The organism is Demequina sp. NBRC 110055 (genome assembly GCF_002090135.1).
In the GTDB taxonomy this organism is placed as follows: Bacteria; Actinomycetota; Actinomycetes; order Actinomycetales; family Demequinaceae; genus Demequina.
In genome coordinates this window covers 196,646-208,461 of sequence record NZ_BBRL01000009.1, presented here as the reverse complement: position 1 = coordinate 208,461, position 11,816 = coordinate 196,646, and the positions used below count along the sequence as shown (strand labels likewise).

Genomic DNA, 11,816 nt, shown 5'->3' with positions numbered 1-11,816 from the left:
CCGCAGTCGCACCCGGGGGATGAGCTCGCACCGGACTAAAGGCCCTGCTCAGGATGCTCGCGGACGCTTACCGTCGTAGACATGCTCTCGATCCCCGATGCCGTCGACGCCCAGGCCGAGGCGGCCGCTGTCAAGGTCGCTGCCACCCACAGGCCCCTGCGCTTCCTGGTCTCCGCCATGCTTGCCGGGCTGTGGGTCGGGGGCGGCGTTTACGTCATGTTCTCGGCCGCGGGCCCCTTCTTCATCGCTGGCGATCCCGCGACGCGCCTGGTCTCGGGCGCCGTCTTCGCGATCGCCCTCACCTTTGTCGTCTTCGCAGGCTCCGAGCTCGCCACGAGCGCCATGATGGTGCTGCCGATGGGAGCGATGCGCCGCACCATTTCGTGGCTGCAAGGCGCGGGCACGCTGGCCTTCATTCTGATCGGCAACTTCATCGGCTCGTTGGTGCTTGCCTGGGTGCTCATTCAGAGCGGTATTTTCAACGACGCGGCCACCGGCGGCATGCTCGACGGCATCCTGACGGCCAAGATGAGCCACTCCGCGAGCGAGCTCTTCTTCCGCGCCATCATGTGCAACATTCTGGTCTGCGTCGCGATCTGGGCCGCCGGACGCGTCAAGAGCGAAGCGGCGAAGGCCATCGTGATTTTCTGGGGCGTCTTCGGATTTATTGCCTCGGGATTCGAGCACGTCGTCGCCAACATGACCATCTTCGGCGCTGGTGTCCTGGGTGGCAGCACCGTCGAGGTGACGTGGGCCGATCTCGGCACCAACATGCTGTGGGTGGGACTGGGCAACCTCGTAGGAGGCATGGTCGTCCTGGCGATGGCTTACACCTTCATCGCTGGCCCTCGGAGGGCCGATGCCGTGGCCGCCTTGGCGGCCGACGTCTCCGATGTCTCGGTTGAGCGCACATCCGCCGATGCCGTGGCCACCTCAGGAATCGCGGAGTCCCTCGAGCGCGACGAACCCGTGGTGGTCGACGCCAGCCGCGCGGGCTGACACGATCCCCACCGCTACGCCTGCGGCACGGTCCACGCCAACGAACGACGCGAACCCTCCCGTACGGCCGTTGTGCCAGGTGACCCGACGGCCTCGTACGTCGGACGTCATCCATGCCGCCCCGATGCGCGATGCGGCGGGCCCGCGCTTGCCGACGGATGCCGTGGGCACGAGCGCTCCCGCCCACGGGCCCACACCAGGCGGCACCGCGAGCGGGTCGACGGGCAGACCGCCGGGGACGAGCCCGGCATCGGCCGTCCCCACGCGCGCGAGCGCGCTCACCAGCGCGCCCAGGTCAGGCGCTGTCATCCGGACCCCGCCCGCCGGTGCGATTCCTGCGCCTACCCAGGGGGAGTGCGCCCGCCCACCCCGTGACACGCCCCGTATCGCACCCGGTCGCAGGTCCTCCTCGGACCGCGCCACATACGCATCCCGAAGACCCAGCGGCGCCAGCACCCGCGCCCGCAGCGCCTCCGGATAGCCCACGTCGAGAGCCGCGGCCACGGCATGACCCAGCAGCGAGAATCCCAGGTTTGAGTAGCGGAACTTCGCCTTGCCGACGGACGCGGCACGCGCCTGATCGAGAAGCCCGTCGATGTCCTCGCCGTACGGATTGTCGCCGCGGCGCCACAGGGCCCACTGGCGCTTGAGCAGCGACGGGCCCTCGACGATGGGTCCTAGCCGCGGCAGCCCCGAGTGGTGCGTCGCGAGCGCCCCAAGCGTCACCTCGGCCACAGGTGACGGCGCCAGATCCAGCAGGTCGCCCAGGCGCGTGTCCGCGCGTACGTCCCGCGACGCGAGCGCGGAGGCGTACAGCATGCCGGTGAGGCCCTTCGAGACCGAGCCGATCTCGGCATCGGCCCCCTCGTCGACCCCCACCGCCCTCCACGCAGACCGCTCGCCGTCCGCGACGGCCACCCAGACTCGCTCGTGGCGACGGGGGAGCAGGGCGAGGGCGGCGTCGAGGGCGGCTTCCATGATCACCGACGGTATCGAGCGAAAGCCCGCCGTGGCATCGGCCACACGAACGACGACGGCCCCGGTCTCCGTGGAGACCGGGGCCGTCGGTGAGGATGACCTACGAAGCCGACTGAGCCGCAGTCGCCTCCTCGGGGGCGGGGTGCTCGCGCTCGAGGGCGGCGCCCTCGACGTCCACATTGGGGAGGATCTTGTCGAGCCACTTGGGCATCCACCAGGCGCTTTCGCCGATGAGGTGCATGAGCGAGGGCACCACCATCATGCGGATGACGAAGGCGTCGAACAGCACGCCGATCGCAAGGCCGAAGCCCATGGGTCGGATCATCGCGATGTGCGAGAACACGAAGCCACCGAAGACGGAGGCCATGATGATCGCCGCCGCGGTCACGACCGCGCGCCCGTGACGGAGACCCGCCGTGACGGACTCGCGAGCGGACGACCCGTGCACGAACGCCTCGCGCATGCCCGAGGTGATGAACAGCTGGTAGTCCATCGCCAGGCCGAACAGGATGCCGGTCAGCATGATCGGCAGGAACGACAGGATCGGACCCGGCGCAGTCACGCCGAACAGTCCGGACAGCCATCCCCACTGGTACACGGCGGTGACGGCGCCGAACGCGGCGAACAGGCTCAGCACGAACCCGAGCGTCGCGATCAGCGGCACCAGGATCGAGCGGAACACCACGATGAGGATGATGAGCGACAGGCCCACGACCACCGCGAGGTACACCGGCAGGGCGTCGGAGAGCTTCTCGGAGATGTCGATGTTGCCCGACGCGGTGCCGGCGACGCCCAGCTCGGTGCCGTCCTCGAGGGGCGACAGTGCGCGCATATCGTGCACGAGCTGCTCGGTGGACTCCGCGTTGGGACCCTCCGCGGGAACTACCTGGAACGCGAGGAACGAGTTGTCCTCGGACACGCCGGCGGGTGCGACCGCCGTGACGTTGTCGACCTCCATGAACTGGTTCTCGATCGCCACCTGAGTCGCGAGGAGGTCCTCGTCGGACACGGGCTCGGGGAGGTCGGCTGTGACGAGCAGGGTGGCGTTGAGTCCCTCGCCGAAGCTCTCGTCGATGGCCGTGTAAGCCTCGTAGGCGGTCGAGCCGGGGGGCTCCTGGTCGCCGCCGGGAAGGCCCAGGCGCATGGATGCCGAGGGGATCGCAACGATGCCCAGCAGCACCACCCCGCCGATCACGGCGAGCACGGCGCGACCGGTCTTCATGGGCGTGTAGGGGGCCTCTGGCTCGTGCGCCTGGCCGATCTTCGCGCGCGAGCGCTTGGAGATCGCCTTCACGCCCACCAGACCCAGCACCGCCGGGACCAGGGTGATGGCGACCAGCACCGCGATGGCGACGCAGAAGGCCGCGACGTTGCCCATCACGCCGATGAACGGGATGCCCGTCACGTTGAGGGCGAGCAACGCGATGAGCACCGTGGTGCCCGCGAAGACGACCGCGTTACCGGCGGTGCCGTTCGCGAGGCCGATGCTTTCGTTGACGTCCATACCGCGCTTCAGGTTGAGGCGGTGGCGGTTGATGATGAATAGGGCGTAGTCGATGCCGACCGCCAGGGCGAGCATGACGCCCAGCACGGGCGTGACCGAGGACATGTCGACCGAGCCCGAGAGCGCGAGCGAGGCCGCAACACCCACGCCCACGCCCACCACGGACGTGATGATCGGGGTCAGGGCGGGCCACACCACGCGCATCATGACGAACAGCACCACCAGGGCAAGCAGCACGCCGACGATCTCGCCGGCGCCGAGGATGCCGGACACCTCGGTCGCGATGTCCGCGCTGAAGAACACCTCGAGGCCGTCGAGCGGTGCGGACTCGATGGACTCCATCACGGCGTCCTTGTCCTCCTGGGACAGGGTGAGCGCGCCCTCGGTGAAGGTCACCGCTGCGAGCGCGGTAGAGCCGTCCTCGGAAACGGTGGACAACGACGAGGCGTTGTCGGCGAGCTGCTGACCGAGTTCGAGCTGCTCGCGCTGGGCGGTCAGTTCCTCGCGGCCGGCATCGATCTGCGTCTGCTGCTCGTCGAGCTGGGCAAGGCCCTCCTCGAGCTGGGCGCGCTGGGCGTCGAGCTCGGCCTGCTGGGCGTCAAACTGTGCCTGCGCGGCCTCGTACTGGCCCGCGTCCTTCGCCTGCTGGATCGCGGCGTCGAGCTGGGCCTGGCCCTCCTCGAGCTGCTCCTGGCCGGCCTCGGCCTCGGCGCGCGCCGCGTCGAGCTGCTCCTGGCCGGCCTCCAGCTCCGCCTCGGCCTCGTCGATCTGCGCCGCCCCGCCCTCAAGCTGCGCGAGCTGTTCCTCGGTCTCGGCCTGGGTGGCGAACGGGTCGATGGTGCCGGAGACGGCGTCGATCTCCTCGACGCCCGCCAGGGCATCGGCGATCTGCTGCTGCTGATCGGTGGAGATCTCCGAGCCATCCTCCGTCTGGAACACCACGCGGGCGGTGGTGCCGCCCGTGCTGGGCAGTTCCTCCTCCAGCTGGTCGGTGACCTGCTGCGTGGGGGTGCCGGGGATCGAGAAGGAGTCGGTCAGTGTGCCGCCGAAGGCGAGGAATGCGCCTGCGGCTGCTGCGAGCGCGACCACCCAGGCCACGATCGCGATGAAGGGCCGGCGCGCAGAGCCGCGTCCGAGCCTAAAGAGAAGATGGGCCACGTCAGAGCCTTTCGGGGATCTCGGGGGAGGGAAAGAGGCGACGATGCCTGTTCGCAATCCTAACCCCGCCGACCGACGTTAAGCGACACTTGTCGGTTAATGGTTGGCGACCACGGCATCGGCCCTGCACAATGGGGGCATGGATGCGCGGATCGTGAGGACCAAGCGGCGCCTGCAAGAGGCGCTCTTCGCCCTGGCACGCGAGCGCGGCATCGACCACGTCAGCGTCTCCGACATCGCCGAGCGGGCCGAGGTCAATCGGTCGACGTTCTACCAGCACTATTCCGATAAGGAGACGCTGCTGGCCGATGCCCTGGACCTCGTTGCGCAGGAGGCGGGCGCCAAGATCGAGGGCATCGATCCCGCGGCTCCGCTGGCTCCCGCCGTGCTCGTCGAGTTCCTGCAGCACCTCGAGACCCACGCCGACCTCTATGCGCGCGTCTTTTCGGAGCCCGGTTACGGGGTGGTGCTGGCTCGGCTGCGAGAGCAGCTCCACGTCGCGATCATGGCGGCCGCCGAGGGGCACGAGACGCATGCGGTCGACGTGCCGACCGACGTGGTGGCGGCGGGCGTGGCCGGTTCGATCATCGGCGTCATCGGAGCCTGGCTTTCCCGTGAAGAGCGACCGCCGGCGGCCGAGGCGGCCCAGTGGGTCTGGGTCGTGCTCTTGGGACTGGGCGGCGAACGCGAGTCCTGACACCCCCCTTGGAGCATGTCGGTGCGTCGCGTAGACTGGTACGCACAACTGCACAGGGGATGATCGGTTTCGACGTGTGTGCTTTCCTCAGGGGAAGCGGGCCGAGGACGTCACGTTATCTCGTTAACGCTCGTGGCAAACCAATAGGTGCCGATTCCAAGCGCACCGACTTCGCCCTCGCTGCCTAAGCGAGCCCCGAAGTCCGTCAGTCCAGGCTAGATCCCGACCTGGTCCCTGGCGTCATCTAGGGAACTGGCTCCACTCCTTCGCCAACGGGGAGTGGGGGACTCTTAGTTGGCTGGGGCCATCGCACAGCTTGTCTGAAGGTCGTGCGGGTCCGAGACACTGAGTATTCAGACTGCGCCCGGAGAAGACCTGTCGTCGTACACGCGGACCGGGGTTCGATTCCCCGCATCTCCACGTTTATCATCCCTGGTAGGTGACCGAGAGGCCGCCGGCTCCCGTCCTCTTTGAGGCGGTGAACGCCGGTGGCCTTTGGTCTGCCTGCGGTGAGTCGGGACGCGTGTCCTATTCGCTCGCGTCCTCCACGTCGGACTCGTCGGCGACAGCGCGGGCGCTACGGCGCAGCTGCAAGCCGTGGGTGTGAGCCAAGGCGACGACCGCGTCCAGATCCGCCGCGGCAATGCGCGCTGGGCGGCCGAGCCACAGCCAGTCCTGTCGGGGAGTACCCGGGGTGACCTTGTCGGCCATCGGGGCCAGGACCCGCAGCTCGACGGCCTCCTGCTCGGGAGCCAGGTCGCTGAGGTGCAGCCCTGCGAGGTCCTCCATGAACGCCAGGAGCGTGTCACGGTCGGCCAACTCGGCGAACACCACGAGCACCGGGTCGCGCGGGAAACACAGCGACTTGACCCGCGCAAGCACCTCGTCCCGGCCCGCGGCCGTCGCCTTGCTAGCCGTGCCCCAATACGAACTGTGGGGGTAGGCGCGGAGGAACTGCCCCAACGTTGCAGGTCGCTCACCCACCGGATGGTCCTCGACGCCCGCGCCGAACCGCGACGCCAACTCGCCGCCCACCAGATCGTGCGTGAAGAACATGTTCGTCCAGGAGGTCGCGGCAAACAGGGCGGATTGATGCAGGCGGGACGTGTCTGCGCCGGCAAGTCCGGTCCACACCCGGTATCGCAGCGGATGGCTCGCGCGGGCCGCGGCGGTCTGCTGCACCTGCGGCGGGCTCGTCGCGAGGAAACGGTCCTTCGTCGCCTCCGCCAGCGCGTCCTTGCCCGCGGTCACGAGGATCTCGGCATGAGTGAGGGGGCATGCGAGCGTGACGAGATCGGTCACGATCCACCTCGCAGCGGTGGTGGAGATGGCCGATGCCGTGGCCGGCTCCGACGTTTCCTCGCCACTCACGGGCCCGTCGACGCGCGCCGGCGCGCGCAGCGCCTCGCTGAGGCCGGCCCGGGCGCGGTGGATCGCCGCGTCATCCGCGCCGGCCTCATCGCCCGCCACCGCGTTGCGCTCCACCCGCCTGACCGCCCGCTCGAAAGGCGTGACCGCGGGGTCCTGGTCGCCCTCGTCGAGGTTCACGCGCGACAGCGGAATCTCCATCTGCGGTGCGACGGTGTTCCAGTACGCGTGAAGCGCATCGGCCGCGATCACCGTGCCCAGGCTGTGGCCCACCAGGACGATGCGGTCATAGGTGAAGCGTTGGCTCACCTCGTCGCGGTCGGCGGCGATGGCCGTGAGGAGGTCCACGAGCCCGCCGCGGATCTTCTCGCGCTCGCTGATGTTGTCGGGCTTGCTCGACAGGTAGCGTGCGGCGTCGCCCAGACCTGTCAGTGCGAAGCCGCCCACGAGCACGGTGACGATGGGGATGGCAGCACCGAGAAAACTCTGAGCGCCCGCGAGCGCGCCCCACATCGCGCCCGCATCCGGATCGCCCAGGTTTGTCGCCGCCACGGCGAGCGCCACTGTCGCGAGCGCGAGCGCCGCCGCGACCGGCAGTGGGAGCCGCCAGGCCACTATGCCCGCGATGGCGACCACCGCCACCACGCCCGCGGCCGCGCCGAGGGCGACCGCAACCATCGGCTGCCCGGCAAAGACGGCCCCCACCACATAGCCGACGGCTGAGGTGAGGCCCACCAAGAGCATCGTCCGTATGGTCGTGAGCACCCCCGCGAGCTGTGCGACGGCGACGGCGCCGAGCGCAACGACGACCGCCGCCGCGATGCCGGCCGCGAGCCAACCCGCGTGCCCGTCGGTCGTCGCCGTGACGGCGACCCACGCCGTCAGCACACCGGTGACGAGGGCGAGGATGATGGCCGCGGCGCGCGCGAGCCGGTCCGTGCGTGCCGAGACCGCATGCACGGGTGCGGGCCCGTAGCCCTTCATGAAGCCGTCGAGCAACCCACCGCGGTCGGCCGAGACCAGGCGCATCACGAACGACGGCAGGTGCCTCCAGGCGGTGTCCCGGAATCGATAGGCCCAGTAGTACTCGTAGAAGTGGGTGGTGCGCGACCAGCTGCGCGGCTCGGCGCCATCGACATCGGGGAGATCGCGGATGCGGTGGCGCATGTCGACAGACACGATGCGTCCGAACGATGTTCCGGCAAGCCGATCCGGCAACACAAAGCGACGGTCGCCCGCGGCGGCATCGACCACGCCGTCGCCCTCGTCGATCATGCCCGCGGACGGCACGGAGGTCGCGCGCAGGGGAGCGGGCGCATCGGTACGGGCGGCGGCGGGATCGGCGCCGCGGCCCACGAACGACAGCAACGTGTCGAGCGGTTCCTGCTCGCCGATGCCGTGCACGACGACCACCGCGGTGCGCGGAAGCATGGCCATGAGTCCCTCCCCAGGACGGCTACGCCCATTCCAGCACAGGCCACCGACACGCGCCGGGCCGGAGGCGCAGTAGCGTGGCAGGCATGGAACAGCGACGTCTCGGCCACGCCCCCTTCACCGTCTCCGCCGTGGGACTCGGGTGCAACAACTTTGGACGCTCGGGCACGGCGTCGGAGTCGCAGGACGGCACCAACGCGGTCATCCACGCCGCCATCGACGCGGGCGTCACCTTCTTCGACACCGCGGACCTGTACGGCGGGCAGTGGGGCCTGTCCGAGACGCTGATGGGCAACGCGTTCGCCGGCCGGCGCGACGAGGTGATCCTCGCCACCAAGTTCGGCTTCACCGAGGTCGAGACACCGCTCGATGAGCTCGGTGCGAAGGGATCTCCCGCGTACCTGCGCGCGGCCTGCGAGGCGTCGCTGGAGCGCCTGCAGACCGACCGCGTCGACCTCTTTCAACAGCACCAGCCCGACCCCTCGGTCCCGATCGAGGACACCCTCGGCGCCCTCGCGGAGCTCGTGGAGGAGGGCAAGATTCGCGCCTATGGCGTTTCCCAGTTCACTGCTGAGCAACTACGGGCGGCCGATGCCGCGGCTGGCGCCCGTAGCCTGCCCGCCCTGGCCTCTAGTCAGGATGAGCTGTCGCTCGTTGCGCGCGAGGTGGAACGGGATGGTCGGCTGTCCGAGGCCGACCGCATCGGTGCAGGTTTTCTGCCGTTCTTCCCGCTCGCCAATGGCTTGTTCACGGGAAAGTTCACGCGTACCGACCGGCCAGCCGACTCGCGCATCGCACGCCAGCGCCCGCACATCGCCGACAACGCCGACTGGGACGCGATGGAGGCCTACCAGGCGCTGTGTGACGACTGGGGCGTGACGATGCTTGAGGCGACGCTCGGATGGTTCCTGTCGCGCCCGGTGGTGGCGTCGGTCATTGCCGGCGCCACGCGCCCCGAGCAGGTCCGCCAGAACGCCGCCTCGGCACTCTGGCGGCCCACCCGGGAGCAGGTCACCGAGATCGAGGCCCTGTTTCCGGGTTAAAGGTGCCGAACGCCCGCCGCACGCGTCCTAGCGGGACATCAGAGTCGATTTCTGCCCGTTTTTGACTCTCATGTCCCGTCAGGAGGCGGGGGGAGGCGTGTGGGGACGACCCAGAGCGCCCACCGCCTCGCCAACCGACACGGGACCTTCCGACTGGCCCCGCGCATCGGCCAACTGTTAACGTTCACCTATGACGCTCGACGCTGGCGGCAATGCTGCCGCCACGGCCCCGACGACGACGCCTGGCCCCATGCCTCGCTCGCGCGGATGAGCGCCGTAGCACCCGGTTGAATCACCCGCTTAGAGAGGCAGATGTGAGCCAGTTCAGCACCGCGGTCCAGGAGACCATCGACAAGATTCGAGAGGACGTCGCGCGGCTGCACGGCGAACTCACGCGCTACGAGCTGGTCGTGTGGACCGGCGGCAACGTCTCGGGTCGCGTGCCCGGCGAGGACTTGTTCGTCATCAAGCCCTCGGGCGTGAGCTACGACGAGCTCGCCGCGGACAACATGATCCTGTGCACCCTCGACGGCGAGGTCGTTCCCGGCACGCCCGGCTCGGACCGCTCGCCCTCCTCAGACACCGCCGCGCACGCCTACGTCTACCGCAACATGGAGCACGTCGGGGGAGTGGTCCACACTCACTCCACCTACGCGACCGCCTGGGCCGCGCGCGGCCAGGAGATCCCGTGCCACATCACCGGCATGGCCGACGAATTCGGCGGCCCCATCCCCGTCGGTCCGTTCGCGATCATTGGTGACGACAGCATCGGCCGCGGCATCGTGGCGACGCTCGACGGCCACCGCTCGCGCGCGGTCCTCATGCAGAACCACGGCGTCTTCACCATCGGCAAGGACGCCAAGGACGCCGTCAAGGCGGCCGTCATGTGCGAAGACGTCGCCCGCACCACCCACATCGCCCTCCAGGGCGGCCCCCTGATCGACATCCCGCAGGACAAGATCGACGCCCTGTTCGATCGCTACCAGAACGTCTACGGACAGCCCGGCACCGGTGCCGGAGAAGGAGACAGCAAGTGAGCACCCGTTCCATCGTCCCGAACCTCGCCGACTACGAGGTCTGGTTCCTCACCGGGTCCCAGGACCTGTACGGCGAGGAGACCCTCAAGCAGGTCGCCGAACAGTCGCAGCAGGTCGCCGCGCTGCTCGACGGCGCCGACGCGGTGCCCGCGCGCATCGTGTGGAAGCCCGTCGTGAAGTCGCGCGACGGCATCCGCGCCGCGATGCTCGAGGCCAACGCGAACGACAAGGTCATCGGCGTCATCGCCTGGATGCACACCTTCAGCCCCGCCAAGATGTGGATCACGGGCCTCAACGTGCTGAGCAAGCCGCTGCTGCACCTGCACACGCAGGCGAACGTCGACCTGCCCTGGGGCGAGATCGACTTCGACTTCATGAACCTCAACCAGGCCGCGCACGGCGACCGCGAGTTCGGCTACATCGAGACCCGCATGGCCATCCCGCGCACCACCGTCTCGGGCCACGCCTCGCACGCCGCCACGCAGGAGCGCGTGGGCACCTGGGTGCGCGCCGCCGCCGGCCGCCACGCCACGCAGAACATGCGCGTCGCGCGCTTTGGCGACAACATGCGCTTCGTCGCCGTCACCGAGGGCGACAAGACCGAGGCCGAGATCAAGATGGGCGTCCAGATCAACACCTGGTCGGTCAACGAGCTCGCCGAGCGCGTCCACGCCCAGACCGATGCCGACATCGACGCCCTGGTTGCCGAGTACGTCGAGGAGTACGACGTCGACGCGGAGCTTCTGCCCGGCGCCGAGCGCGCCGAGTCGCTGCGCTACGGCGCCGCGGTCGAGCTAGGCCTGCGGTCGTTCCTTGAGGAGGGCGGCTTCACGGCCTTCACCGACTCGTTCGAGGACCTTGGCGAACTGCGCCAGCTGCCCGGTCTCGCCGTGCAGCGCCTCATGGCCGACGGCTACGGCTTCGGCGCCGAGGGTGACTGGAAGACCGCCGTCCTGGTGCGCGCGGCCGCCGTCATGGGTGCGGGCCTCCCCGGAGGCGCGAGCCTCATGGAGGACTACACGTACCACCTGGAGCCCGGCAACGAGCTGATTCTCGGCGCCCACATGCTCGAGGTGAACCCCGCGCTGTCCTCGAAGAAGGCGCGCCTCACGATCGCCGAACTGGGCATCGGCGGCAAGGAGGACCCGGTCCGCCTGGTCTTCACGGCCGACGCCGGCCCCGCCGTCGTCGTCGCCATGTCGGACATGCGCGAGCGCTTCCGCCTGGTCGCCAACGTGGTCGAGAATGTTGACCTGCCCGCGCCCATGCCCAAGCTGCCTGTCGGCCACGCCGTGTGGAAGCCCGCCCCGGACTTCACGACGTCGACCACTGCCTGGATCCAGGCCGGTGCCGCACACCACACGGTGATGTCGAACCAGATCGGCGTCGAGGTGTTCCGCGACTTCGCCACCATGAGCGAGGTGGAGCTGCTCGTCATCGACGAGGACACCACGCTGACCGGCTTCGCCGCCGAGATGCGCGCGAACGCCGCGTACTACCGCCTCGCGCAGAGCCTCTAAGGCTCAGACGCACTCAGGGCCCGGCGGTCCTGCCCCTCGATGGGGGCGGGGCCGCCGGGCCCTGTTGCGTGGGTAGCG

Annotated in this window: 8 protein-coding genes and 1 other RNA gene; 6 read left to right on the top strand and 3 right to left on the bottom strand. The window is 69.2% G+C overall.

What is annotated here, in order from left to right; genetic code table 11:
- Nucleotides 1–81: 81 nt before the first annotated feature.
- Entirely contained in the window at nucleotides 82–999 is a 918-nt protein-coding gene (locus B7K24_RS11205; protein ID WP_084130409.1) for a formate/nitrite transporter family protein, read from the top strand.
- On the opposite strand, the gene B7K24_RS11200 is transcribed toward B7K24_RS11205, so the two are convergent.
- Nucleotides 934–1,977: a serine hydrolase gene (locus tag B7K24_RS11200; RefSeq protein ID WP_084130433.1), complete on the bottom strand. Its 1,044-nt coding sequence runs from the start codon at nucleotides 1,975–1,977 to the stop codon at nucleotides 934–936. The genes B7K24_RS11205 and B7K24_RS11200 overlap by 66 nt on opposite strands.
- Before the next feature lie 100 nt (nucleotides 1,978–2,077).
- Nucleotides 2,078–4,639 (bottom strand): MMPL family transporter, encoded by a 2,562-nt coding sequence (locus tag B7K24_RS11195; RefSeq protein ID WP_084130408.1) that lies wholly within the window; start codon nucleotides 4,637–4,639, stop codon nucleotides 2,078–2,080.
- A gap of 139 nt (nucleotides 4,640–4,778) precedes the next feature.
- Between B7K24_RS11195 and B7K24_RS11190 the strand changes: the two genes are divergently transcribed.
- The gene (locus B7K24_RS11190; protein WP_084130407.1) at nucleotides 4,779–5,336 is read left to right on the top strand and encodes a TetR/AcrR family transcriptional regulator; all 558 of its coding nucleotides are present in this window, start codon (nucleotides 4,779–4,781) and stop codon (nucleotides 5,334–5,336) included.
- A 55-nt stretch (nucleotides 5,337–5,391) separates the two neighbouring features.
- Nucleotides 5,392–5,759, top strand: a transfer-messenger RNA (tmRNA) gene (gene ssrA, locus B7K24_RS11185).
- A 105-nt stretch (nucleotides 5,760–5,864) separates the two neighbouring features.
- Here ssrA and B7K24_RS11180 read toward each other — a convergent pair.
- The gene (locus B7K24_RS11180) at nucleotides 5,865–8,141 is read right to left on the bottom strand and encodes a hypothetical protein (RefSeq protein ID WP_084130406.1); all 2,277 of its coding nucleotides are present in this window, start codon (nucleotides 8,139–8,141) and stop codon (nucleotides 5,865–5,867) included.
- 83 nt (nucleotides 8,142–8,224) lie between these two features.
- Here B7K24_RS11180 and B7K24_RS11175 point away from each other — a divergent pair, with 83 nt between their 5' ends.
- The 3 genes from B7K24_RS11175 (at nucleotide 8,225) to araA (ending at nucleotide 11,738) form a co-directional block, all read left to right on the top strand.
- Entirely contained in the window at nucleotides 8,225–9,181 is a 957-nt protein-coding gene (locus B7K24_RS11175) for an aldo/keto reductase (RefSeq protein WP_200808337.1), read from the top strand.
- Between the two features lie 314 nt (nucleotides 9,182–9,495).
- A complete protein-coding gene (locus tag B7K24_RS11170) occupies nucleotides 9,496–10,218 on the top strand; it encodes an L-ribulose-5-phosphate 4-epimerase (RefSeq protein ID WP_234986682.1) in 723 nt (240 codons plus the stop codon).
- Nucleotides 10,215–11,738, top strand: coding sequence for an L-arabinose isomerase (araA, locus tag B7K24_RS11165; protein ID WP_084130403.1), 1,524 nt, complete (start codon nucleotides 10,215–10,217; stop codon nucleotides 11,736–11,738). Before B7K24_RS11170 ends, araA begins: the two co-directional genes overlap by 4 nt.
- Nucleotides 11,739–11,816: the final 78 nt, after the last annotated feature.